General features: G+C 42.9%; 26 protein-coding genes and 4 pseudogenes. 1 reads left to right on the forward strand and 29 read right to left on the reverse strand.

Annotated elements, in window-relative coordinates; genetic code table 11:
- Position 1: 1 nt before the first annotated feature.
- The 26 genes and pseudogenes from DW959_RS02885 to DW959_RS03020 form a co-directional block, all read right to left on the reverse strand.
- Positions 2-328, reverse strand: coding sequence for a hypothetical protein (locus DW959_RS02885; protein WP_242986190.1), 327 nt, complete (start codon positions 326-328; stop codon positions 2-4).
- Entirely contained in the window at positions 325-504 is a 180-nt protein-coding gene (locus DW959_RS14410) for a hypothetical protein (RefSeq protein ID WP_242986192.1), read from the reverse strand. The genes DW959_RS02885 and DW959_RS14410 overlap by 4 nt, the downstream gene beginning before the upstream one ends.
- Positions 505-531: 27 nt before the next feature.
- Positions 532-1,716: an ABC transporter permease gene (locus DW959_RS02890; RefSeq protein ID WP_117456454.1), complete on the reverse strand. Its 1,185-nt coding sequence runs from the start codon at positions 1,714-1,716 to the stop codon at positions 532-534.
- Positions 1,706-2,419 carry an ABC transporter ATP-binding protein gene (locus DW959_RS02895; protein WP_004853372.1) on the reverse strand — a complete coding sequence of 238 codons (714 nt, stop codon included), beginning with the start codon at positions 2,417-2,419 and terminating at the stop codon, positions 1,706-1,708. The genes DW959_RS02890 and DW959_RS02895 overlap by 11 nt, the downstream gene beginning before the upstream one ends.
- Positions 2,420-2,423: 4 nt before the next feature.
- Positions 2,424-3,281, reverse strand: a complete 858-nt coding sequence (locus DW959_RS02900) for a hypothetical protein (RefSeq protein ID WP_117449615.1) — start codon at positions 3,279-3,281, stop codon at positions 2,424-2,426.
- Between the two features lie 134 nt (positions 3,282-3,415).
- The gene (locus DW959_RS02905; RefSeq protein WP_008703821.1) at positions 3,416-4,501 is read right to left on the reverse strand and encodes a HAMP domain-containing sensor histidine kinase; all 1,086 of its coding nucleotides are present in this window, start codon (positions 4,499-4,501) and stop codon (positions 3,416-3,418) included.
- Positions 4,488-5,189 (reverse strand): VanR-ABDEGLN family response regulator transcription factor, encoded by a 702-nt coding sequence (gene vanR / locus DW959_RS02910; protein WP_004853366.1) that lies wholly within the window; start codon positions 5,187-5,189, stop codon positions 4,488-4,490. Before vanR ends, DW959_RS02905 begins: the two co-directional genes overlap by 14 nt.
- A gap of 5 nt (positions 5,190-5,194) precedes the next feature.
- On the reverse strand, positions 5,195-5,407 hold the full coding sequence (locus DW959_RS02915) for a helix-turn-helix transcriptional regulator (protein WP_008703822.1): 213 nt from the start codon (positions 5,405-5,407) through the stop codon (positions 5,195-5,197).
- A gap of 158 nt (positions 5,408-5,565) precedes the next feature.
- Positions 5,566-6,741 (reverse strand): annotated as a pseudogene (locus tag DW959_RS02920) (CHAP domain-containing protein); the annotation flags it as partial.
- Positions 6,734-6,940 carry a hypothetical protein gene (locus DW959_RS02925; RefSeq protein WP_012744284.1) on the reverse strand — a complete coding sequence of 69 codons (207 nt, stop codon included), beginning with the start codon at positions 6,938-6,940 and terminating at the stop codon, positions 6,734-6,736. The gene DW959_RS02925 and the pseudogene DW959_RS02920, both read right to left, overlap by 8 nt.
- Before the next feature lie 299 nt (positions 6,941-7,239).
- A complete protein-coding gene (locus DW959_RS02930) occupies positions 7,240-9,996 on the reverse strand; it encodes a YodL domain-containing protein (protein WP_015514513.1) in 2,757 nt (918 codons plus the stop codon).
- A 76-nt stretch (positions 9,997-10,072) separates the two neighbouring features.
- The gene (locus DW959_RS02935) at positions 10,073-11,089 is read right to left on the reverse strand and encodes a helicase (protein WP_118247406.1); all 1,017 of its coding nucleotides are present in this window, start codon (positions 11,087-11,089) and stop codon (positions 10,073-10,075) included.
- A gap of 1 nt (position 11,090) precedes the next feature.
- A pseudogene (locus DW959_RS02940) lies at positions 11,091-12,948 on the reverse strand (recombinase family protein).
- A gap of 54 nt (positions 12,949-13,002) precedes the next feature.
- Positions 13,003-13,194, reverse strand: coding sequence for a hypothetical protein (locus tag DW959_RS02945; protein WP_002596259.1), 192 nt, complete (start codon positions 13,192-13,194; stop codon positions 13,003-13,005).
- Positions 13,195-13,264: 70 nt separating this feature from the next.
- On the reverse strand, positions 13,265-13,495 hold the full coding sequence (locus DW959_RS02950; protein ID WP_002596258.1) for a PC4/YdbC family ssDNA-binding protein: 231 nt from the start codon (positions 13,493-13,495) through the stop codon (positions 13,265-13,267).
- 45 nt (positions 13,496-13,540) lie between these two features.
- Positions 13,541-14,395: a ParB/RepB/Spo0J family partition protein gene (locus DW959_RS02955; RefSeq protein WP_002596257.1), complete on the reverse strand. Its 855-nt coding sequence runs from the start codon at positions 14,393-14,395 to the stop codon at positions 13,541-13,543.
- A gap of 8 nt (positions 14,396-14,403) precedes the next feature.
- Entirely contained in the window at positions 14,404-15,369 is a 966-nt protein-coding gene (gene mobV / locus DW959_RS02960) for a MobV family relaxase (RefSeq protein ID WP_002596256.1), read from the reverse strand.
- A gap of 6 nt (positions 15,370-15,375) precedes the next feature.
- Positions 15,376-15,555, reverse strand: a complete 180-nt coding sequence (locus DW959_RS02965; RefSeq protein WP_004613323.1) for a hypothetical protein — start codon at positions 15,553-15,555, stop codon at positions 15,376-15,378.
- Between the two features lie 330 nt (positions 15,556-15,885).
- A pseudogene (locus DW959_RS02975) lies at positions 15,886-16,916 on the reverse strand (AAA family ATPase).
- Between the two features lie 155 nt (positions 16,917-17,071).
- Positions 17,072-17,545, reverse strand: coding sequence for a sigma-70 family RNA polymerase sigma factor (locus tag DW959_RS02980; RefSeq protein ID WP_002596254.1), 474 nt, complete (start codon positions 17,543-17,545; stop codon positions 17,072-17,074).
- Positions 17,546-17,621: 76 nt separating this feature from the next.
- Positions 17,622-18,053, reverse strand: coding sequence for a sigma-70 family RNA polymerase sigma factor (locus DW959_RS02985; protein ID WP_118615356.1), 432 nt, complete (start codon positions 18,051-18,053; stop codon positions 17,622-17,624).
- Between the two features lie 95 nt (positions 18,054-18,148).
- The gene (locus DW959_RS02990) at positions 18,149-18,658 is read right to left on the reverse strand and encodes a sigma-70 family RNA polymerase sigma factor (RefSeq protein WP_002596252.1); all 510 of its coding nucleotides are present in this window, start codon (positions 18,656-18,658) and stop codon (positions 18,149-18,151) included.
- 490 nt (positions 18,659-19,148) lie between these two features.
- Positions 19,149-19,322 carry a cysteine-rich KTR domain-containing protein gene (locus DW959_RS03005; protein WP_008724758.1) on the reverse strand — a complete coding sequence of 58 codons (174 nt, stop codon included), beginning with the start codon at positions 19,320-19,322 and terminating at the stop codon, positions 19,149-19,151.
- A 51-nt stretch (positions 19,323-19,373) separates the two neighbouring features.
- A complete protein-coding gene (tet(O), locus tag DW959_RS03010; protein WP_002596250.1) occupies positions 19,374-21,293 on the reverse strand; it encodes a tetracycline resistance ribosomal protection protein Tet(O) in 1,920 nt (639 codons plus the stop codon).
- Positions 21,294-21,659: 366 nt separating this feature from the next.
- Positions 21,660-22,034, reverse strand: a complete 375-nt coding sequence (locus DW959_RS03015; RefSeq protein ID WP_001129922.1) for a TnpV protein — start codon at positions 22,032-22,034, stop codon at positions 21,660-21,662.
- A pseudogene (locus tag DW959_RS03020) lies at positions 22,015-22,902 on the reverse strand (adenine methyltransferase); the annotation flags it as partial. The gene DW959_RS03015 and the pseudogene DW959_RS03020, both read right to left, overlap by 20 nt.
- Positions 22,903-23,186: 284 nt before the next feature.
- Here DW959_RS03020 and DW959_RS03025 point away from each other — a divergent pair.
- Complete coding sequence (locus tag DW959_RS03025; RefSeq protein ID WP_117822280.1) at positions 23,187-23,669, forward strand: helix-turn-helix transcriptional regulator; 483 nt, start codon at positions 23,187-23,189, stop codon at positions 23,667-23,669.
- Positions 23,670-23,746: 77 nt separating this feature from the next.
- On the opposite strand, the gene DW959_RS03030 is transcribed toward DW959_RS03025, so the two are convergent.
- From DW959_RS03030 to DW959_RS03040, 3 genes are read right to left on the reverse strand one after another with little or no spacing between them, the layout of a single operon-like run.
- Positions 23,747-24,406, reverse strand: coding sequence for a hypothetical protein (locus DW959_RS03030; RefSeq protein WP_117822281.1), 660 nt, complete (start codon positions 24,404-24,406; stop codon positions 23,747-23,749).
- Entirely contained in the window at positions 24,393-25,214 is an 822-nt protein-coding gene (locus DW959_RS03035; protein WP_117822282.1) for an ImmA/IrrE family metallo-endopeptidase, read from the reverse strand. The genes DW959_RS03030 and DW959_RS03035 overlap by 14 nt, the downstream gene beginning before the upstream one ends.
- A 42-nt stretch (positions 25,215-25,256) precedes the next feature.
- Positions 25,257-25,580: a helix-turn-helix transcriptional regulator gene (locus DW959_RS03040; protein WP_117822283.1), complete on the reverse strand. Its 324-nt coding sequence runs from the start codon at positions 25,578-25,580 to the stop codon at positions 25,257-25,259.
- Positions 25,581-25,717: the final 137 nt, after the last annotated feature.

Consider the following 25,717-nt stretch of genomic DNA (forward strand, 5'->3'; position numbering starts at 1 on the left):
TTTAATCGGCATAATTTGCCTGAATACACTCTGTAAATCCAGACGGATCTCCCAACTTAGCTTTATCAATATTATCACGAAGATATTTGCGTGTGGCGTCATCACAGCGATCTGTTCCCATATAAGGCATATCAAAGGCTTTTTCGAGTTCAGCTAAGGCTTTTGCCGCCCTTTCCGAATCCGTATTGTAAGTATCAAGCCATTCCTGCATCCAAGAATATTCCCAAAGGTTAGATGCTCTTGTATCGCCATATCCTATCTGAAAAGACGCTCCCGTATCTTCGCCTTCCAAAGCATCAGGCGGCGTAAAGCCCTCCGGCCAATTCAACTCTCAATGGTCGTTAGGTATTCTTCTTCAATGGTAGCAAAGTCCGTGAAACCTCTTGTGTTTGTGTCGGAGTCCGAAGAAGTGGAGCAGCCTGCCAGCATAATCACCAGCAAAGAAATCATAACACACAATAACAGTCTGTACGGTCTTTCGGATTTTGAGATTGTTCGTTTCATTTTGTTTCCTCCTTGAATTGAGTTTTATTATCTAAGAGCCAATGCAGGCTCTAATTTTGCTGCTTTCAATGCTGGTAATAATCCGCCCAATAATGCTGTAAGCACAGACACAGCAACTGCAACAACAGCAACGCTGATTGGATAACTCGGTGTTCCCACCGGGGAATCCACAGGGAGCAACGCTCCAATACAATGCACCAAAATCAGCGAAATCAAAATAGCTGCAAAGCAAACGAATATTGATAAAATCAACTGTGAGCCTAAAACCAATGCCACAATATTTGTTCGTGAAGCACCTATCGCTCTGCGGATCAGCAACTCATGTGTGCGCTGTTCCAATGAAGATAGTCCGATATTGATCTGCCCTAATACGGAAACAAACAGCAACAAAAGCGAAGTAACCAAAAGCCCTAATTGCAGTATGGACAATACCGAATCATAGGTATCTCCAATATCACTCCGCCCAGCACTTTCCCAGTAACCGCCAATGGTATCAGTCAAAATGTCGCCAAGGGCAGAATGTATCTGTTCGATTGTCAGTCCTGTTGTGGGATGCCAATACACATTTGCATTTTGTACTTGCCACATTGCTGGTGCGAAATTGAGGATCGCCGCAGAATCCGCATAGATAGTCGGAAAATCCCTGCCATCGTTTACTACTCCGACAATATTGAATGGGGTTAACGAAAGTGTGCTTTTTACATTTCCTGCAGCATAGGGCGAATCATTAAAATAGTTTTTAGCTTCTTTGTTTATGACCACTTCAAGCGATCCGCCCTCACTCGAAGGCTCTAACCATCTACCGGATGTCATTGGAAGATTATAGACTTGACTATATGCCTCCGTGGTGCAAACTAAATCAAAAGCCATCAGGTTTTGGTAAACATCATTCGGCGGTATTGGCGTTAAATCTTTCATTGGTGCAAATCGAATATCTTCTCCCATAGAAAAAGTAACAGCGGCTACATCATCAATGGCTTCAAATCTCTGGAATAATTGTTCCATTTTATTTCTATCGTGAAAATCGGATTCCGTTATCACGAATGAGTAAGTAGGTGACCAGCCATATACCTGTGCGTTTACGGAAATCAAATACTCCCGTCCAAGCGTACCAACTAATACCGATCCAAGCATTGCGATAATGCCTACAAGCATTGAAACACTTGTCAGAATACTTCTAAGTGGAGACAGACGAAGGTCTTTAAGTATCATTTTTAGCACAAGTTATCCTCCCTCCATCCATTTCAAAAATCGTATCACAGGTATCTGCAATATCAGGATCGTGCGTAACCAACAGCAGCATAATTCCATTTTCTTTTACGACGCTGTGCAACAGTTCCATAATCTGCGTTCCCGTCTTTTTATCCAACGCTCCCGTAGGCTCATCACATAAAATGGCTTCCGGAGATACTGCAAGCGCCCTTGCGATTGCAACTCTTTGTTGTTCACCGCCGGACAAATTGATTGGGTAATCATTTTCCTTGCTTTCTAAGCCGACACTTTTTAGCAAGCCTGTAATTATCTCGTGACGCTGTTTGGCGGTAAACGACTTTTTGGCATAGAGTAGGGGTAATTCGATATTTTCCCATACCCGCAAGTGCTTAATCAGAGAGTAGTTCTGAAATACAAATCCGATATTATTGGCTCGCAGTATAGACAGATCACGGTCTTTCAAAGCAGAAATAGATATACCATCATAAAGGTACTCGCCCTCATATTCCCGATTTAACAAGCCAATAATGGATATAAGGCTTGTTTTGCCTGAGCCGGACTTTCCGACAATGGCATAACTGCGCCCTCGTTGCAATTCCATATTAGCGTTGGTTACTGTTGTCAGCATATCGCCATTATTCAATTTGACGCTTGCTTTCAAATCCTTTATTTTGATTAAAGTCTTTTCGGAAATTCCTTTCATTTTATCAAATCCCCCTCGGATCAAGGTTTGGCGGAGTAGCAGAAACTACATCGCCCTCCTCTAAGCCGGACAGTATTTCTATATTGGCTCCGTCTGTCACACCCAATGTCACTTTTGTTTCCACTCTTTCTCCATTCGGAGTAATTACAGTAACCAATCCCGTCCCTTGTCTACCCGCTATTACCGACAGCGGCAATATAAGGACATCATTTCTCGTTGTCGCCGTTATGACTACCGTTGCACTTTGCCCCGATTTCACATCGACTGTTTGACTGATCAAGCATTGCAGAATGCCCTCTTGCGGCACGATTCCCGTAAACGCATTTTCATCTGCGGCAGGCGACACCACGGCAATCATATCGGTTGGTCCTACACCATCATATACTTGAAATTTTGCTTTCAACTCTGCATACTCCGGTAAGGTACTCAAAAAATTATCTGCCTCTACATTGAGGGCAAATCCTGTATAATGCACTATCGCTACGGGATAATTACTCGGTACGCTTTCATTGGATGGGGCAATAGAGGTAATTGTACCATCCACCGGAGATTTCAATTCTTTGCCGTTCACAGTTCCAATAATTTGCCCGGCAGTGATTTTTTCTTCTAATTCTACCGCTGTATTAAATATGCCATTTTCGGGTGAGAAAATAATAAACGGTACTGCCGGAACAATAGTCGTTTGCGTTGAAACGGTTGGAGTAATTGTCCCTCGTACAACTGATACCGTTTTTTCTGCGGATGTTGCGCTATCTGTAAGATTGTTTTCGTCTGTCTGCCCAATTGCAGAGCAGGCAGATAGCGTAAATACAAGAAACAAAATAGAACATAGCAGCATTTGTTTTCTTAGCAACTTCATCATTCCTCCTTATGCTGTATCACAAAAAATACGAGCCTCTATCTTGATACTTTTATTGTACCAAAACAGAAGCCCGTATTTTCTTGATTGCTCGTAAGATATTCCTCTTTTTTTCTATGCAAATTCTTACAATTTTCCTACGCCAACGGCAAAGTAATTGAAAACTTGTTTTGATCCTCTTGGCTCTCTGCAACGATTGTACCATTGTGTAGTTCAACAATCTGCTTTGCAATCGCCAAACCTAATCCAGCTCCTCCACTGCTTGTACTTCTCGCTGCGTCAAGCCGATAAAACTGCTCGAAAATCCTGTTTAACTTTTCTTCCGGCAGAGTATCGCCGTGGTTACAAAAAATAATGCTGACCGTATCTTCCTGACATTGTGCGCTGATCGTGATATCCGTATTTTCAAAACTGTAGATAACCGCATTTCTCAAAAGGTTATCAAAAACACGCTGAATTTTGTCTGCGTCACATCGAAGCATTATATCATCATCAACACAAAGATTACATTGCAAATTCTTTGATTTGAGCATAGGCTTAAATTCATATACAAGTTGCTCCAGCAGGCGAGTTAAATTGATTTTCGTGTATTGTAATGTAATATCGTATATATTGAATCGTGTTATCTCGAAAAACTCGTTAATCAGATCCTCTAACCGTTCTGCCTTACCAAGAGTGATTGAAAGGTACTTTTCTCGAAGTTCCTTTGAGATTTGCGACTCATCACGCAGTAAAGTAAGATACCCGATTACAGAAGAAAGCGGTGTTTTCAAATCGTGTGCAAGATACATAATCAGGTCATTTTTTCGCTGCTCATTTTCTTTTGCAAGCCTTGCATTACTTTCAGCCTCTTGTTTTAACTGATTGATGTTAGCGGCGATTTCACTCAACTCCGGGGACATTTCAATGTAACTGACATTCTGATCGAACATTTTTCCTGTCGCAGCCTGTACCTCGTACACATAGGCGACTACTTTTTTCAAAAGTAGGTATGTCATGTATATAATACAGCCACCCCACACGATTACAGCCACTATATAAAGATATACTGTTCTGTAATACAAGTAATAATACAAAACATACTTGCGGAGAATTTCCTCTGCCATAATTCCTAAAAGAAAAGTACCGCCAAAAATAAGCACAGAGCAAATCGCACATTGAATTACATACCCTTTGAACAAGGTAGAGAGCAGATAGTTTTTTTCTTTTTTATTCAATTTCATACCCTACCCCCCAAACAGTTTTAATGAACTTCGGATTTTTTGAAGGTTCATTCAATTTTTCCCGAAGCCGCCCAATGTGCGCCATTACCGTATTGTTACTGTTGCGAAGATACTTTTCTTTCCACACGGCTTCAAATAATTCCTCCGAGGCGACAACTTTACCCTGATGTTCGCACAGATACCACAGAATAGAAAACTCCAACGGAGTCAAGGCTATTTCTTTGCCATACAAGTAGCACTTGTGGCTGACTCTGTTTATCAGTAGACCTCTGATGTCATACTCGTCTTTTTCTTCGGATTGGCTCAAATTAGGACTGTTATAGCTCTGATAACGCCTTAATTGCGTCTTTACTCTTGCCACAACCTCTAAAGGATTAAACGGTTTCGTTATATAATCATCCGCACCAATCGTAAGCCCCATAATCTTGTCGCTATCCTCAATTTTGGCGGTAAGCATAATAATAGGGAAGTAAAACTTTTCCCGAATTTTTTGGCAAAGTCGAAAACCATCAATATCCGGCAGCATAATATCAAGTATCGCTAAATCAATCTGCGACTGTTTGATACATTTCATCGCCTCTAACCCATTATAACATTTATATACTGAATAACCATCGTTACTCAAATACACTTCAAGCAGATCAACGATTTCTTTTTCGTCATCCACAATTAAAATCTTCTTGTTCATTGATCCTACACCTCATTTTCGGGTACGGCTTCCATTATGTCGCCAAAATCACACTCTAAGTATTCGCATATATTCAACAGCACGGGAAGGGTAACATTTTCATTTTTTCCGAGTTTCGCAAATGTACTTTTGCTTGCCCCGACCGCTTCTCGTAATTGACTCTTTTTCATTCCCTTGTCAATCAGAAGTTTCCAAAGTTTGTTGTACCGTACTTTCATTTCCGCACCTCCACCCAAATATAGTTTGTATTATAGCACTTTGAGAGTGAAATCGCAATTATTAAGTCTGTATTTTGAGACTTTTAGTTTTCAAACCGGCACAATATCTTTCTGATATGTAATCCAACCGCCTGCAAAATGCAGGCGGCTTGTGTATTTTAATAGGCAGGTGCGCCGTAGCCAAGAATCTCGTAATAACCGATAGAATACTCATTGACTCGGCAACTATCGCCGGAGTTGCCCTCGACCGTATAAACCTTGCCGTTTTCGACCTTTTGAACAATACCCGTATGGTCGGATAATCCATCCTGACCACTTTCGTCTGCCCAATCGAAGAAAATAATCATTCCGGGGGCAGGCTCGGCGCTGCCATCCAGCCATTGTCCACGATCCTTAAACCATTGTACTCCGTTGACACAGCCTGCATATTTTGGGATAACTCCAGCGTCGATATAGCCGCACTCGTTGGCACACCAAGATACAAAGCAAGCACACCATTCTACACGGGAGTTAAAACCGTACCACGACCAATACGGCTGACCGCCCACATTGCCAACCAGAGAGAGTGCAACGGTCACGATCTGTCCGTCGCCGCCTGTAATGCCGTAAAGCACCTGTGACCAAAGGTAATTGTTTTCATCTGCAAGCAGTTCAGCGAGGTAGCCTTTCTGTTCTTCGTTAAAACCATATTGCGCCGCCATTTCCTCGGCAGTCTTGTGGCTGACGGTAATATACAGATAGGTTTGTGTGACCGTGCTTTCAGTTTCCACGATATTACCGTGTCCGTCATCGGTTTCGGTAATAACTGTTTCGGTCTTGCTCTCTGTTCGGGAAGATATTTGATTCATCTCCCAAAAGATGTCTTTTAAGAGTTGCTTTTTGCCATCGTCCATTGTGGCAACCTCTTGGGGGTTATCTTGATCCGTATTCGTTTTTACAGAGTAAACGGCAAGCACCTCTTTCCAAACGGCTCTGCTGCCACTCATTTCAAGAACATCATAGGATACCGAGTTCTTTTCCTCTTGCAGCTTGGTATCGTATTCGGTATTGATTTCCTGCACAACGGTCTGCATACTCATTCCAGTGCCGGAATCTTCGTCTGAGAAGAAAATGCCAAATACTGAGCCGAGGATCATACCAATCAGGCAAATCACGATAATAACCAAAACCGCCACCCAGCCGCCTGCGGCGATAGCGGCAATCAAGGCTTTCGTTCCGGCAATAATCGCTTTAATGGCAAGTGCGGTCGCTTTGGCAATCGCCTTTACCGTAACCACGGCGGCTTTTGCCGCAGCCCTTGCCGCTTGTGCTGCTCTCTGTGCAGTTTTAACCGTAATGATTGAATCCACCTAAAAATCCTGGATTGCTATGCCCCCGCTTATGCCCCTTGTCATCATAATGGTTTAAACCGCCAAAGAATCCTGGTCGACTCTCACCTACTTTATGCCCGTTATTGTCATAATGATTCATACCACCAAAAAAGGAAGGCGAACTATGTCCGATTTTCTTTCCATTTGCATCATAGTCGTTCATACCACCAAAGAATCCTGGTCTGCTCTCGCCTACTTTTTTCCGTTTGCATCATAATGGTTTATGGATCCAAAGAATCCTGGTCTGCTATATCCTTTTTTACTCATAATGTCATCCTCCTGACTCTATTAGCCTCTTGTTTGATCTCAGAATAACACACTTTTCTCATTTGGAAGTCGCATAACAGGCGACATTCTTTTATCGCATTTACATTCATTATACCATTTATAATTCTTCCGACAATACGCAATAAAGCCGGAAGCCACGTTATCATCCATGACCTCCGACTCGTTCTGCTTATTCTACACTGTCCTTACACCCAAATCAACTCCTCTCTCCGTTTTATCTTTTCCCTGCTTTTCTTGAATAATCCTCTTATTGATCTCAAGCCGTTCATGAATGGATAATTTCTTATCTTTTCCATCTACCGCCTGCTTCTGCTGTGCCGGTTTTCTATCTGTTTTTCCTACATCCTTAACAACTTCATTCGCTTCGGTACTTGTTACCCTCTCATCTGCTCTTCCTTCATATCTTTCTGCTATCTGCTGTTCTCGTCTCTCCTTCACACCTTTTTCCTCCAGATTGCAAAAACTCTGCAGATACGGAAGCACATGATTCTGCATGTCTGTCAGATCTTCCATATACTTTTGGAACTCTTCACTTCCTTTGCCTTTCTGGTAATTGATCCAATACTCATCTGTAAGCTTCATTTCATTATCATACTTCAACTGACTCACAATACCGCCATGTCCATTTCCAATATCCATTGACTTCTTAAAATGATGCAGCATCTGTTCACCTTTTTCCGCATAATATACAGTCACATATATCTTTGCAATTTTTGTAGGTTCCTCTGTCTTCGGATCACGTTTTGCATACCATTCTTTATCCATTTCTGCTGTTTTTGCATCCAGCTCAGACAGCTTCTGACATCTTGGATTCATGAGATCACTTTCTTCACAATAGTTTACATACACCATTGGTTCCATATCCTTTGGAAGTTCAGGTTCATAGGCTTTCAGTCTTTCAATCAATACTCCTGCACGAACAGACAGATCGCATTCTTCGTCTACAATATCCTTCAGATATGAAATATAGGAATGAATATTTCCACTTCTCAAATCCAGCATTACTTCCTGCACCGTATTTTCTCCCCTCTCCACATTATCTCGATACTCATACGGATCAAAAGCTTCTGCAATCTCATCCAGTGCCTCTGCCAGCTGTTCTGTGGTCATTTTCTCAGGATACATTGCTTCTCGAACATCCCTCATCGGTACATACTTGTAGTCCGGCAATGCTTCATGAATTTTCTCGATCCCTTCCCGTACCAGTGCAAGTTCTCCATAAAATCGAACATCATCCATCAGATCTCCGAATACGGTATTCCCTTTAACGATCGCAAATTCGGCTTCATCATAGTAACTGTCTTCCGGATCACGATAAATAATTCCCATTGAGCATCCCAGATACGCAGTTTTAGGATTCTCCCTATATTTTTCATAGACCGCAGCAATCTGATTAACATCGGTACTTTTTTCATAAGCTCCCATATCATGGAACTCATCACATTCTGTGGCGAAATATTCCAGATAAGGCTCTTTCTTCGGTGGCATATTATTAAGGACGTTATCAATCATGTTATAATTCGCCTCTTCCAGTTCCTCCACCTTTGCCAAAGGCTTATATTCGCCCTGGCTTTTCTGAATCTCTGCCATTACAACTTCATCCATTTCTTCTACTTTTTCCATCAACTGATCATAATCTCCACGGATGCGTTCTCCAGTCCAGCCTTCGTCTTCCAGAAGTTCCTCTGCCGCTTCTTCAATAGAAATTTGATCATTTTCATAGACGCCACCATCCATCAGACGAAAATCTTCATCGTAAAACGAATAATCATATCCTTCTTCTGTTCTCTGAATAGCAAAGTAACGTTCTCCTACCTCATATGCCAGTTCACTAAGAACCTGTTCTTCCAGATTCAGGAAAGAATCCAGCTGTTCAAAACTGATACTGTCTACAAAATGAGCGGTTACTTTTTCCCCGTCATTCAGAACTATGATATCACTGACAGACAGGGAATGCCCACGGAAATCTTCCGGTCTATCAATGTTGAACCTTTCAAAAATATCATCCAGTGACATATTTCCCGATAATTCCCCAACATAGACCAGCTTATAATCTTCTTTTTTTATCTGCATACCATGACTTTCAATAAAGCGCATATTCATAAATGCATAGTTTTCGCCCGGTGAATCGTCCTTGATCTGATAAATACCAAAGGTTCGCCTTGTTCCTAACAACAGGTTTGCCTCTTTCAAAGACTGAATCTGCGGATATTTCTGCATTTCCCATTCCAGGTTACGGAAACGCTCCAGTTCTGTCATAGACATCTGATAATGCTCCGGTCCTCGTTCAATTTCCATGCGTTCCGTGACATACATTGGTGATGAAAAATTAGTGATCAGATAGATATCTGCTCCGGCATCGTATAATTTCAGTGCTTCTTCCTGCTCAATGACACTCATAGGCTCCTGAAATGCTCCAAAATCTTCATCGGCATAATCCAGGTCATTCTCCTCTATCCGTTCCCACATCTGCGATTCCATGCCAAACAGACCTTCATGCGCCTGTATCATTTCTTTACTTGCATACTCTCCCTTGCTGCCATCGCTGCCCAGGCAATAAATCTTAGAACCCATTCTGTGATAATCCAAAGCTGCTTCTTTTCTAAGCGGCACCATGTCTTCTGCTGTATATCCATAATCACGTAATTCCAGCTTACCTATGGTTGGATCTGGTAGATCCTGAATATCCATTCTTGCATCATCCAGTAGATCCTCTACCCCTTCTTCATCTGCCTGGATCACTGCATCTGCTAGATTTCTTACCAGAGTCCTAACTTTCTCTTCCTCACCGATCAGATTCGCATATTCAAAAAGCTGTTCTTTTACATCTGTTGGAAATTCTATGCCTCTACGCTCTGCCTGACTGATCTGTCCCTGCGTGTATTCCTGCATTTTCTGTGTTTCTCTACCCGTTATCCTGTTTCTTGCCATATAAATTCCTCCTGTGTTCTAAAAAATGGCATAACCGACAGAACCTTCTTCTACCAAATTATGCCATCTTTCCTCTTTATTCCAGACCGAAGTCCCGTTTTCTGGTTTCCTTGCCAGTTTCACTTTCCCGCTGACTCTTTTCCTTATAAATCTGCAGTTTCTCATGGATAGAACCTCGTGCCGGTCTTTCTTCTTTCTCTTTTGATTCCGACTGCTCTGTTTCTGTATCTTCCCGTTCATCCATATTGAGAAGTGCATTTAACTCTGACAGTCGCTCCAGTTTTTGGTTCAGTTCCTCTTCTTTTGGAAATGGCTTCCCGACTTCCTCTTTGGCGTTTGTCATCTGCTCCTGTACCGTTTCCAGCCGTTGTTCTGCTTCTGCCAGTTTCTCCGGATAACTTTCTAAAAGATTATTGATACGAGTGATATTTCCTAGAGCATCGGCTCCCAATCGAACTTTAGCTACCGATTCATGCTTTACAGACAGGATAAACTCTTTGCTCCAACTGTCGAATTGGATTCTCATGTTAAATCCCTGATAGCTTCCAATATCCATAGCTGCATCCACAGACTTAATTTCTTTGCAGACCGCCAGAAGAGCCGCTCCTGCCTCTTTCTTTTCTGTGAACACTTTGCCACTGATTTCCATAGAAAACTGCTCTGGATCTGTGATTTTGTACTCAGAAAAATGAGCGATGTCTGCCTTGTAGCTGTCAATGATCTCTGTCAGTTTTGCAATCTGTTGTGGAAAATTCCTTGCAATATCATCTTCCAGTCGATACTGGTTATTCATGTGGTTGGCTTTTAAAAGTTTTAATTTTGCCACATCAACATCCAATGCCATCTTCTCTTTTACTGCCGGATTTCCGGTTGCAAGAGCTTTGACCTCTGCATAGGAAAGTGCCGCTTCGTCTACATCTTCACAGCTTCGCACAGGTGCTTTGCTGGTCATAATCTGAGAAATGAATTTCTGCTTGTTCTCAATCAACTGCCACATGTAGCTGTCAAATGTGGATTCAGTTACATACCGGAAGATATGAACCTTTTTATTATGGTTTCCCTGACGGATAATACGTCCTTCCCTCTGTTCCAAGTCAGTCGGTCATTTTTTGCGGACAGTTCAATACATGCCTGTCTGTTTCGCTCCCTGCTCCTGCGTTTGCTCTCGTTTGATTTCTCCCTCTGTATCTTCTTGGCACAAGCAGGACAATACTTCGATATGCCAGAGCGGGGAACATATTCAACACCGCACACCGTACAATTCTTAGGCTTTAACGCAGTCCACCGCTTTGTCGGTGTGATATGTAATTCACCGACAAAGCCGATGAATTTATAATAAATCTTGATTTCCTGCCGCACCATTCCGTCTGTAAGTTTCTCACGTTCCGAAACAAGTATCTTGTCTATAAGTGCGTTTATGATGGTTGCGTCCAGTTCCTTAATGCCTTGATAGTTGCGGATTAGGGAGAGGAAATCACGGACACCCTGCGTCTTCTCATAGCTGTCGCTGAGCGTTTCCGTTACCTCTTTCAGCCTTGCTTCAATTTCAAGCTGTTCTTTCTGGTATTTTCCCGACATCATCTCAAAATTCCGCTCGGTAATACGCTCCATCACCTTATCTTCATAGAGTGAGGAAAACAGCCTGTCCAGTTCTGCAAGGCGTTTGTTCAGTTTTCTTTGCTCCTTTTCCAGTGCCTTTGCCTTGCTCTGGTCTGTTTCCGTGAGCCGCTTTTCAATCGCCCTCACTGCCTTTTCATCATTGACTGCCATATCCGCAAATCGGTTGATGTCGGTGAGGACAGCGTTGAACAAGTCCCTCGCTTCAATGCTGTGTGCGGTACACATGATATTACCGTATCTGCCATAATTATTGCAGGAATATTGTACGCAGTCGATGATGTCGGGGCGTTTCCTCCTGTTGGCACTCATAGCCCGCATCGCATAGCCGCAGTCCGCACACTTAATAACGCCTGCAAAGATGTTCTCAAAGCCGCCCTTGTTTTCTGGTAATCTGCGGCTTGTAATAAGCTGCTGTACGGTATCAAATTCCTCCTGCGTGACTATCCCCTCATGGGTGTCTGGTATCACTTCCCATTCTTCGGGCAGCTTAGAGGGGCGTTTCTTGCTTTTCATGTTGGCGGCAATCCGCTTGTAGCCTGCAAGGTTTCCCGCATATATCGGGCTTCTTAAAATGCCCCTTACGCTGTTCTCGCTCCAAATATAACGGTTCTCCTCATTCTCCTCAAAATACCTCTCATAGCCTGTTGCCCCCTGCTCCGCCGCATAAGCGGCGGGGCGTAAGATATGCTGTTTGTTGATGTGCTTGCGGATTTTGGCGATTCCGTTGCCCGCTAACGCAAGGTCAAATATTTCCCTTACCACATGGGCAACTTTGTCATCTATCAGCAGATGGTTGTGGTCGGCGGGGTCTTTGACGTAACCGTATGGTGCTGTCGTCCCCATGAATTTCCCCTGCTGAAACCTCGCTCGGTACGCCGATTTTATCTTGACCGACACATCGGCGGAATACATTTCGTTTAGGATGTTGCGGAAAGGCGTGATGTCCATAGCGGATTTATTGAGCGTGTCCACGCCGTCATTGACCGCTATATACCTCACATTATGCTCTGGGAAAAACACTTCCAGATACAGTCCGCAATCAAGATAGTTCCTCCCCAGACGAGATAAATCTTTCGTGATAACGCAGTTTATCAGACCGCTTTCAATGTCCTTAATCATGTTCTGGAAACTTGGTCTTTGGAAATTTGTACCAGAGTAACCGTCGTCCACATACGTTTTTGCTAAGTGCCATCCCTGCTTTTTCACATAATCCGTGAGGATGGATTTCTGTGTCGCAATGCTCGCACTCTCGTTATCCGTGCCATCGTCTTTTGACAAGCGGCAGTACATGCCGACTTCATAAATCTTGTTCTCCATTCTTATTCCTGCCATACTGTAAAACCTCCATATCTGTCCTATCTGTTTTCATGTTCCATTGCGTACATTCTAAGCGGACAGCCCCTCATTGTCGAAGGTGTCGCCCTCGGCAATCTTCTTCCGAATATCCTCGGAAATAATCGGGATAAACGCTTCTGTGACTGTCTGCGTGCCGACATATTCACGGCTGATTATCATCTGAACTGGTGCTTTCGGCACGATACGCTTTCTCTTTTTATCTGCTTTCTTATCCTCGCCCATACTTAAATCTTCCTTTCCAGACAGGGCAGGAGAACGTCTGGAAACGCCCCGCCCTGTCAATCAGATACCATCAATCCCCGCTGTTTACTTCTTTCTGTAATGCTTCAAGGAGTGCTGCTGCTTCATCAGCGTTCAACGTGATACCCTTTCCGCACTTCTCACGGTTCGGGGAAAAGCTGCGGATGTCATATTTCGGCTCTCTTCCGTTCCATGAGATAAGATTGATTTCTTTTGTGTAGCCGCTGTCGCCCTTAGACAATACGGCGATTTCCTTTACAATCTCATACTGGATTTCTTTCATTCTTCATACCTCAATTTTCTGCATTTACCTCCCGAAAAGAGAAGATTAGCGGCTGTCCCTGCCCCGTTTCCTCTGCAATTCACGCTCCAAAAGTTTAATGATGGTTTCCTCCATCTGCTTCGGCGTTGTGTTCTTCGGAAAATACTTTTTCAGCTTGCTTGTGTTGATTTTCAAGGTTTCTTTCTGGTTTCCCTTTTCCTCCGTCATAATTGCAAATATCGTATCCATGTCAAGCCGCCCGCTCTGGCTTAGGCTTTTCATCCGCTGTGCCTGTGAGAGTGAGGGCGTTGCTTCTTCGCTCTCCATCGTGGCAAAGAGGTTTTCCTGCTCGTCTTTCTTCAAAAAGGACAGTTCCACCGCAGGCGTGAGGGCGATTTTCCCCTCGTCCACCATCCGCAAAATCGGCGGTATCAGTTCCGTCAAACGGATAAATCTTTGTACGGTCATCCTGCCTACGCCGAAGCCCTGTGCCACCTTGTCGTCCGTCCGCAACTTCGTCACAACTTGTGACGAGGTTAAGTCTGTGCGGAAACCCTGCCGCTTCATGGCTTCGGATTTCATCTTGTAGGCAAACGCCCGCTCTGATGGCAGGATATTCTCACGCTGTAAATTACTGTCTACAAGGGTGATGATGGCTCGGTCACGGTCTAAGGGCAGGACAAACGCAGGCACGGTATTTATCCCTGCAAGTTCAGACGCACGGACACGCCGCTGCCCTGCAATCACTTCATAGCCGTTCCCGTCCTCTTTCGGGCGTGTGATTATCGGCGTGACAATGCCAAATTCCTTGATGCTTTCCGCTAATTCTGACAGCGTTTCATCCTCTGCCACATGAAACGGATTGTCGGGAAACGGGTACAAGTCTTTGGTCTTTAACACCTTAAAATCCTGTTTCTTCATTCACATATCTACCTTTCTTTCGCTCTGCTTTTATGGTTTTTCTGCAATTCTTCCAACACTTCGGGCGGTATCTTTGAGAGCAGCCGCCCCATCTGCTCGTTGGTTCTCTGCAACTCAAATATCTTCTGGTTCGCTTTCTGCACCTTTAGTTCCTGCTCATACTTTTCATCACGCATACGCCCCGCATAGTCTGATTCCTGCCCGATTTGCTCCTTTAGGCTATTGATATAGGCACTCTGCTTACTGATTTCCTTTGAGAATTTCTCCACGTCTGGGAGCCATGCCGCAATCAGTTCCAGAGCCTTGTCACGCTTCTTCCCTGCATTAAAGGCGTTGATGTCGGACAGTGCAGACACAATTTCCTCATACTGTTTATCAAGCCTGCCGCCCAACTTATAGAGCCATGTGGGGACATGTTTCCGCTTCGTTTCCATTGAGGACTGACCTCTTTCAAGCTGATTCCACCGTGAGGACATCCGCTCATGGTAGGCGGTCTGCCATTCGGACAGGCTCTTTTGATTGCCTAAAATTGTTTTGGCAGACAGCTTATTGTCTGGTGTAATCGGCACAAAACAGAGGTGCATATGCGGCGTTCTCTCGTCCATGTGGACGACTGCGGAGAGGATATTTTTCTCCCCGACACGCTCTGAAATGAAATCCAGAGCCATCGTAAAATACGCTTTCTGTTCTTTGGGCGGCAGGCTGTTCATAAATTCTGGCGAAGCCGTGATAAGCGTTTCCACCATCATCACGCTATCTTTCCTCGTCCTGCACCCTGCTTCGGCTACCATGCGGTTAATCTCTTTCTTGTAGGTGTACCTCGGCGGATTCACAAGATGGTAGTTATCTTTCGAGCGTTCCATATCTATATCTGGATTGCTTTTATAGGCTTCTTTTTTACGCTCGTTGTGGCGTTCGCAAGCCGCAACGCCGCCCGCTTTGCGTTTCTGGAAACGCAGGATTGCATAGGGCATAATTCATCATCTTCCTTTCTTCGGCGGGTAAACTGCCCTTTGGGTGACAGCGGTGACGGCGGTGACAGCAGTTTTGGGATACCCCCTACCGACTGCCTCAACTGTCACCCTTATTCCCTGCATGACGGTCATGTCGATGATGACGGTGTTTTTGGAATACCCCCTCGCAAGAGCCGTCACCGTCATGCTGCCATTCTTTTATCCGAAGCGTGGAGCGTAGGATAAGCAGGGCGTAAGACCTGCCATAAGGGAGTCCAGAGGGAACGTCTGGCACACGACTTTGCAGGGCAAAGTGTAGTGTGTTACACCCTGTAAACGCAGTCGGAAAAATCGGAAGGATTTTTCTGACCGCAGGGGTGGTTTTACACGCCGAAAAGGGCGGGTAAATCCTACGCCTGCACTTTGCGTTTACGGGGTGTTCTCCCGCAGGGATGACAGCGGCAGGGTATCCTAAAATCACTGTCACCGCCGTCACCGCTGTCACCCGCAGGGCAGAGTCGCCAGCTTTACACGGCTTTAAGCGTCAATGACAGTAACAGGGGGTATCCCAATATCGCTGTCACCACCGTCACCGCTGTCACCCGCCCGCTTTGCAAGCGAAATCTGCCTGCCGTGTTTTTTGCGGCTGTACTGATAAACGATATGGTTCTCATTTAAAAATGTGGTGCGGTATTCATTGAGCCATTTCGTAATCACCGTGGGTATGGTTTCCGTTTCCCTCATAGCGGCTAACAGCTCCGTTGCCGTGCCTGCCCATTCTTCCTTATCCCTCATAAAATCCACCAACCGAAAAAGGACGTCTGGTATCGTTTCTTTCGCAAGCTGCTCCTGCGTTTTTCTCTCCACAAGTTCCCAACTGCAATCACGGAAACGCAGCGTGTATTCCTGATAGGGCGTGTCCCTGCCCGTCACATACAGCTTGGCGGTGTCGGATGCCCGTTTCTCCTTTTCCAGAACAAAGGTAGCGTCCGCACTCCCCGTTAAGCCTGTCGTCCCAGACACCTTGTTGAACACATCGCTGTCATTCTGCTTTCGGATGTGGTGTACGACAATGACCGCCAATGAATGCCTGTCGGCAAAGTCTTTGATTAGTGAGATGTCCCCATAGTCGCTTGCGTAGGCATTGTCTTTTGAAGCTGTACGGACTTTCTGCAAAGTGTCAATGACAATAAGCCTGCTGTTTGGGTAATCTTTCAGATAATCTTCAAGCTGCACGATAAGACCGTCTGACAGCTTGCAGCTTGCCACGGCAAAGTGAAGCCGCCTGCTCGCTTCGTTCGTCAATCGGAACAGCCTGTCCTGTATACGGCAGAACGTGTCCTCAAGGCAGAGGTAAAGCACGTCGCCTCCATTGTCGGCATATCCCACAAGGGAAGTCCCTGCGACACGCATAAACATAGCTTCAGCATGAGCCAGCTCTTTCCTATCTTCTGTGAGCCGCAGAACAGCGACAAGCCTGTGGGGATAAGGCTGTCCACCACAAAGGACGGCTTCTCAAGCGGTTCATAAAGGAGCGTTTCGGCGTTGACTGTCTGTAACTTCTGCATGGCTTTCCTCCTTTCGGGCGGTGTTTTTGTTTTCGTTGCACATAGGCGTTGACCTCCTTAAAAATAGATTTACTCCCACGAAGAAAAAGTGAGAGTATGTAATGCCGCCAATCCCACACAAATAAAAAACAGATTTCTTTTTCGGGCGGTGTCGGTCACGGTTGGAGATACTTCCTCATTTCCGCCTTTACTTTCTCCTTTGCAATCGCAACAGATTTCTGTATTGCCGAAGCGGTGCAATGCTCCATAGCGGCGATTTGGTAAAAATTGAACTCATACTCGTAGTAGAGCAGGAAACGCCGCCTTTGTATCTCTGGCAGTCCGTCAACCGCCTTACAGAGCAGTTCTGCCCGTTCTGCCTCAATCATTTGTTCCTCTATGCTCTTAGGCAGCTTCAACGCCCGCCTGTTCAGCGTTTCGTCCCATACTTCCGAAAACTCCCTGTGCCGCTCGTCCCATTGGAGGAGATTCCTGTTCCTGCGTTCCATCTGCCGAAACTCCATAAAGAACTGTTCCGACACTTCCAACTCGTGGGATTTGCCCTGCCCGTCCTTAAAGCTGATAAAATACCTTGTGCCGCTTTCCGTGGATTCCTCCCGAAGCGTGTACGCCTTAACTCTGTATGCCATCCCGCTTGCCTCCTGCAAAAAATAAGTGAGGGGATTTCCATCCCTCACCCAGTAGCCCGCAGGACGGCAGGCTGTTTTAGACGCTATAAAATTTTCGTAGCTTCTTCCGCAGATGGTCTAACCTCGCATAGATGGCACCAGTCGTCAAATGCACGAGCGGGGCAATCTCCTTTGTGGAATACCCCTGCATTTTCAGCAGGACGATTTTCAAGGTACGCCCGTCCACCGCGACTAATACTTGATAGAGATTTTCGCTCTCAATCTCGTCCAGTAACTCCGCAACCGTACCCACTTCCGTCTGCCGCTCCCTGTCTGCCATGTCCTCAAGGTATTCCGCAATGTCATTCGTCCATCGGTAAAACCGCCTGTTGGAATTGAAGTCTGCCCTGTCCGTAATGCGTATCTGCTCAATGGTCGCTTCATCAACGCCGCACTCACGCAGCAGCTTTTCCTCCGCTTCTTTCCAGATACGCCATTTCCTGTCCTCCCGTCCGTGGTTATATGCCATGCTTCTTTTCCTCCAATCAGAATTGATTGAGAGGGCAGAGAAAAACCCCCTCATTTTCCCAAAGGAAAAAACAAGGGGGCTGAACGCCTTAAATTTTAATTTTCTATTATCTTTCTTAGTTTTCTTAGGATTCTGGCTTTGCGTTTGTTCACAACGCTCTGGGTTATGCCGAACCTCGCCCCGACTTCACGCTCAGAAAGTCCGTCAAAAAAGATTGCCTGTATCAATTCCTGTTCACTATCCGACAGCAAAGGCAGGGCGGCTTTCAGCCTGTCCACCATAACCGCATTGACAACGGTTTCCGCAATGTCTGCCGCTTCATCAGCGATAAAGTCTAAAGGCTTCCCCTCGCTGTCCGTAAATCCATCCAGAGAAAGCAGGCTGTTCTTCGTATCTAATTTTTTCAGATAACGCCACCGTTCCTTATCTCGGTAGAAGTCCGTGTATTGCTCCCTCACGACTTCAAGCAGACAGCCTTGAATGGGGATAAACAGCTTGTCCATATAGGTCTGGTCGGATTCCCTGCGGCGGCAGAAATCCGTATAGGACAGTTCCACATATCTGCCGCTTTCCTTGATATATACCTTTCTCGGTGCGTATTTCACTGTAAGTACCTCCCATCTGAATTTTTGAAATGTTCAAAATCCAGATGGAGAGGTGGCGAACGACACCTAACACCACTAATAGCCCTATGGCACTTTCCAACAAAAATCGACAAAAGAAAAACCGCAAAGGCTCTATGACCTTTACGGTTATGGGAAATATTAATTCTGTTGTATGGAGATTGTACTTCTACATTCAAGGCAGGAAGTGCCGTTGCATAGGCAGAAATTTTTTTAACTGGTTTCCTGCCGTTCTCTGATATGCTATGTATTGATAAATTTTGCTTCGTATGAGCAGATAGATAACTGCCCGAAAAAAGGACATAAAAAAATCCCTCCAAATTTAAAAACAAATTCAGAGGGTAATTTAGGGTATAACAAAATAACCCACCCGAATATCGTTTTTTTTATTTGGTGAGTTTGTTCTTTCAAATACGAAACAAAAAGAGCCGATGATTCGTGAATTGTTCCACAATTTCATCGGCTCTGCGTCTTAAGCGTCTGGCTCTTTGATGACAGTTATCTTCAAGTTGTCAACTTTAATCAATCTTTCTTGTCTGCATTTTGGACAATAAAGGGGATAATTCTCCAAAACAGTGTCCTTCCTAATTTTATTACGGGTTTTGTTCCCACAAACAGGACACAATATCCATTCGCATTTCATCATAATTAGTCTCTAATCCTTTCAAATCTCATTTTATATGACTTTTGCAAGCTGTTAAGCTAACTTGTGGAACATATGCCGAACCTTATCTATACGGCTATTCGGGCGGCGGGGTTGGCAAATAAATTTACCAATAGCTGGCTGGTATCCTTTTAACTCTGTCAAGCAGACTCCCTGCCCATTTGTGAAATAAGTTAAATCGTTCCTGTATTCTTGAATACATCTAGCAGGGATTTCTCCTTTCAGAATGACCTCGTCATTCTTTATCTGAGTACTTACAATATCTGCACAATACCTTGGAGCATCATGATACGCCCGTGAGAGATATTCCTGCGGTGCATAAATTTCAAAGTGGAGATATGGCTCTAATAGTTCTGTCCCTGCTTTTTTTAAAGCCTGCTCCAATACGATAGGGGAAAGCAGCCGAAAGTCTGCGGGGGTACTTACAGGACTATAATACAATCCATATTCAAAACAGATTTTACAGTCTGTCACTTTCCATCCATACAGCCCCTGCTCGCAGCCATAAAGAACCCCCTCCATAACCGCATTTTGGAACGATTGATTTAAATATCCAAGTGAAACTCTGCTTTCATACTGCACTCCGCTTCCAATAGGGAGCGGCTCTATGGACAACCCGACAGAAGCCCAGAAAGGATTTGGCGGGACTTCTATGTGGATGGTATATTCTGCTTTTCTAAGCGGTCTTTCCATATATATAACAGTAGGCTCTTTTATTTCTGCCTCCACATGATATTTTTCCTCAAGGATGGCACAAATGACTTCCATCTGCACTTTCCCCAAAAAAGAAAGTATAATCTCATGCGTTGTAGTATCCACATAATATTTTAAAAGAGGGTCGCCATCTGAAATTTCTGTAAGTGCCCCAAGCAATATTTCCCGCTGTTCAGATTTCTTTACTGCAATCGTTGTTTGGAGCATAGGGAGAGGATTTTCAATAAATTTTCTCTGCGGCAACAGTATTCCGTTCCCCAAAATACTGTTTAGCTGCAAAACATCATTTGGTAAAATTACAATATCACCAGAGCAGGCTGTATCGGATGAATATAATTCACCGTTTGTCGGAACACACATCTCTGTGATTTTTATTTTCTCTTTTTCAGATATTCTAATAACATCCCTCAAATGCAATGTTCCGCTATATATACGCACATAAACAAAACGCCGCCTTTTCTCTGAATATTCAATCTTAAAAACCTGCCCGCATAGTTCAGATTGACCTTCAGGCGTTGATGAATAAAATTTACTGGCAATCACTTCTATAAGCTGCCGAATCCCCAGATTGTTTTTAGCGCTTCCGTGATAAACGGGAAATAACGTTCCGTTTTGGAATCTCCTGTTTTCTTCCTGTTCCAGTTCTGACATTTTAAACGGTTTCCCTGACATATATTTCTCTAATAGTTCATCGTTTCCCATAATTACCGCATCCCACTGTTCCATATCGTCATTGTCCGTTACATTTATATGGGGATGCTGCCCAACCTTTTGCTTCACTATAATTTCCGAAGAAAGCTTTGCTTTCATTTCTCGATATACCATTGGCAAATCAATCCCCTCTTGGTCAATTTTATTGATGAAAAAAATTGTCGGAATCTTCATTGTCTGTAGTGCATGAAACAGTATACGGGTCTGTGCCTGTATGCCATCCTTTGCAGAAACTAATAATACTGCTCCGTCTAATACGGATAAAGAACGGTATACTTCCGCCAAAAAATCCATATGGCCTGGCGTATCTATAATGTTGACTTTTACATCCTCCCACTGAAAAGATGTCACTGCTGTCTGGATAGTGATTCCCCTTTGACGCTCCAAATTCATTGTATCTGTCCTTGTTGTGCCTTCATCTACGCTCCCTAGTTCTGCAATTGCACCACTGGTATACAATAAACTTTCCGTTAATGTTGTCTTTCCTGCGTCAACGTGAGCCAGAATGCCTAAGTTAATTATTTTCATGTGATTTTCCTCCTATCAACACCCAAAAAAGGGCATAAAAATACCCAGTGATAAATACTCCTATCACTGGGTAAATAACTCCAATAGCCCCAAAACACTTATATGTTTTCGGGCATATAAAATTACATGATAAAAGTATTCTTAAACTGGGTACAAAAAACTAAGCCCCATATTAAAAGTGAAACGAGACTGCTACTTTTTGTTCCCACTATCAAATTGACAGTTTATTTAAGAATACCTTGCCGCATATTTATTAACTCCTTGTATAATACTGAATCTAATTATATTCCTTAACCCTTTATTTGTCAAGCTGACAAACTAAAGCAGAAAAAGCGGCAGGATTTCCCCCTGCCACTAATCATCTGTTTATGCAAAAATAATTTCCTTTTCCACAATCTCCCTCGCACAAGCCCTTATGTTATTGAGGCATCCTGTCCATTCTAAGGCGTTTTCTGCCTTTAGCTGTTCCGTTATGCCCTGTGCCTGTTTCATACCCTCTATGAGCCTTTCAAAGCGTTCCTGTGCCTGTCTGTTGATGTCGGCAAGGTAGGCGTTTAGCCTGCCGCTTGTAAGAAGATTGGTGTATGTAACTTTACGGTACTGTTTTAGATAATCTAAATGCCGTTGCCCCCAGATGCCTATTGCCTGTTCTTCTTCGGCGGGTACAGTTAAGCACGGTATCAAATAATCCCCTTGCCTTTCGTATTTGCCGCCCAGTTCCTCAAATAATGATTTTGCCATTGTCTGTTACCTCCACATTCTTTTTTATTTTGAATGTCCGCAAAATCCGTCCTACATCAGATGGTTTCCAGCCAATATCCAGATGATGCAACGCAATCAGACGATCCTGCACATTGGTTCCTGCACCCATCTTTGCTGTAGAACCAATCAAAAAACGAACCTGTCCGGATTTCACTTTTCCAAACAGCTCCGTCTTCTTTGCTTCTGTATTTGCATCATGAATAAAAGCAATCTCTTTTTCCGGCACTCCTTTTTCCATCAGTTTCCGTTTCAGGTCGTCGTAGACATTAAAACTGCCATCGCCTTTCGGTGTACTCAAATCACAGAAAATCAATTGTGCTGATTTCTGTGCTGCTGTGTCTTTCCAGATTTCATAGCTTTTCTCTGCACAGACTGATATCTTGCTTTCCGGATTGTCTGGCAATAATTCGTTCACTAAACGCTGATCCAATGCTAACTTTCTTCCATCATTGGTGATTTTCAGCATATTATCAACCGCGGCATCTACTCCGCCATTTCTGACAACTTCCGCACGTTCTCCAAGGCTTTCTACGATTTCTTTCTGCTGTTCCGTTGGTTTCAGCACCACTGTTTCATATTCTGCTTCCGGCACAGGAAGCTTTAACTGATCGGAAGTCTTGATATCTGCAATCTCCTTGAACATATTCATCAGTTCCGGGATATTATAAAACCGTGCAAATCTGGACTTTGCACGATATCCTGTTCCTTCGGGAGCAAGTTCGATGCTCGTGACAACTTCTCCAAAAGTGGAAGCCCAGGAATCAAACAGTCCAAGTCCCATATTTTGTAATTTACTGTTCTGCAGATATCGCTGCATAACATATAATTCCGTCATACTATTTTGCAATATCTTCCGCACTCATCATATATTGATAATTCGCCATATATTCGTCCTCCCTTCTTCATTTCTAATTTTGTTACAATTCTTGCATCTATATCTTGTACGATTTTCGTACATTTATATTAACACCATATATCTCATATGTCAACACTTCGTAAATTCATCTTTACGTTTTTCGTAATTACAATTTTTTGTATTTTTCTCTTTTATGCATTTTGTAAATATGCTATTATAAATACTGTGCTTATGTTTTTCGTAATTTTTCTTTGTATGAATATAGGAGGTCATTTATGGGCGATGGAAAGAAATTGAAAGAAATACTTGATAGTAAAGGCACGAATGTCCGCCAAATTGCAAAAGCAACCGGAATCAGCGCCACAACACTCTATTCTATTATTCAAAAGGATTCTAATATTAGATTTGATTTTGCACTTCGGTTGGCAAATGAATTAGAAATTGATGTGAATGATATATGCTCTGCCAGTCCTTTCTCCGGAGCCATTACAGAAGAAGAAATCTACCCTACATTACCAAATGGATTGAATGGTGCTCTTGACGGAAATCGAGTAAAAACATATTTAAAGAATTCCATGTATCCGCTTATGTACCTTTTCGGAAAAAACAGTATGCCGGATGTGGATAATTTACTCACATCTTTTTATCAATTGGATGATGAAGCACGGAAAGAAGTTGTAGAAACGATACAATTTAAACTACAGTATCATAGAGATCCCGAACGGGCAGAACAGATAAAACAGATTAAGGGATGGTAAAAAAATAGCTCTAGTGAATATATGCGTTCACTGGAGCTATTTACGTAAATATTATATTTATTTTCTAATACTGCCCTTTACACAGGATGATTCTCTCGCCATACTGCTTTTATACCAGAAACAGCATTTCGTTCTCGCATGGCTTTTAAAATTGCTTCTATCTCCTTAACTGTTATTGATGAATCTTGCTTTTTAGCAATCTCCTCTATAAGCTGAACACCATTAAGTATTTGCAATGAATATTCTCCTAATCGCATTCGCCGTTTAGCTATGTCACGCAACATCTCAATATCCGAGTCTTCAGTTAACAAAATAGGCATTTGCAAATAGGATGCCATCAGAATCATATGAACGTCACCCATACTACTCCCCTGCTTATGCGTATTATATATTGTCTGTCCTTTTTGTAAACACAATTTCTCTACTTGCTTTGGACTATTCATTGCTTCCAAAGTCAGTCTCATCTCTTCATACAGTACATCATAATAGGCTTCATAAGTCTGCTTATCTATCGCATCTTTCTGGAATTCATCATACCCCATTACCTTTATGTACCCATCCTCAACTAAGCGCACAAAGTATGAATGTAAAGATAATTCATGCTCATAAATATATGGGTGTACAACTGGAATGTACTCTAACTCAGCCAATACCCTTTTAATATTGTCTATTACTTTACCTTCTGAAGATAATTTTTGAAGAAAACAGGTGTCTACAATGACCTCAGTTTTCTCCATGCTTACCTCCTTCTATAGAAATTTCCACAATATCATCGGCTCCATTTATATCATCAATATCAAAGTCTCTCTTTATCCTATTGATAGTATAAATACTCAATTCTCCGCTCCTTTCAACCGTTTCTAACATGTTTCTTAAACCAGGAATTGTTTTCTTTGCAGTCACTCTATCTAACATTGTATTTTGGTCTTTTGAAAAGACATTAATCAAAGGCAATATATCTTTTTCATTCTCCAAAAGAGTTTCTCCGAGCTTCTGAGTAATAATCTTTGTTTCAACAGCTCTCCTTCTTACGGATTCATATGGAACCATATAATCATTCATCTGTAACACCATTACGCGAACCAAATCGACGAGTCTTAGCTTATTAGCGTCAAGATTCAATTTTTCCATATGCGCCCAAAAAGTTTTCCTAAATTCTTTTGTGGGCATTAATAATTCTGCTGCGAATCTATTAATTATTCGCTCTTCTATCGTATTTTCTAATACACCATGTTCTCCAGCCAATTCCCACACTTGAGTGGCAACACCCCATACATGTCCCAACTCATGGGCTGCCGCAAAAACTTGCTCTGCAATAGTCTTTGCAGTATTGATATACACAAAGTCTTCTAATTTATTTTTAACAAAACGCTTTGTGTGAAAACCACAATTAATTTCATTCTCTATAGGATAATATACAACTGTACAATGCTTTTCCAGAATTCCAAATATATCATCCTTAATTATCATGTTATTCAGAACATAATCTGTTCTTACTTTCTCTATTACTGTTGGTATTTGCTCAACTATCTTTTCCCAATCCATTTATCACCTCAAAAAAGCTGTACTTTCGTACAGCTTTTCTTTTTACATGACTTCTCTAAGTTCCACATATTCATCCATCAAATTCAATATTTTATCCAAATTGTCTGGATTGCTAAACTCTTTCATATACTGCAAATCAGGTACCAATGTGTCCGATTTGCGATTAATCAATTCATTCTTTGTTGTTTTTAAAAGGCCTGCAATCTTATCTAATTCAACTGGAGGAATTATAACCTTTCCTTCGATAACATTCCACACATCTTTAATTGAATACCCTAGATGCTTGGCAAAGCTATCAAGACTAATGTTAGCTTCCTGCATACACGTTCTGATGTTAACGCCAAGCTTTCTTCCTACGTTAGCCATATTACATCCTCCTTTATTTTTCTCATTATATATGTGTTAATTTTATATACAACATTGGAATTATAACACTTAGACATTGATGAGTCAATCACTTTTAACACTTCTATATTGATTTTTGACACCTATGTCACCTCATT

This window comes from Clostridium sp. AM46-21, from assembly GCF_003480025.1.
GTDB lineage: Bacteria > Bacillota > Clostridia > Lachnospirales > Lachnospiraceae > Coprococcus > Coprococcus ammoniilyticus.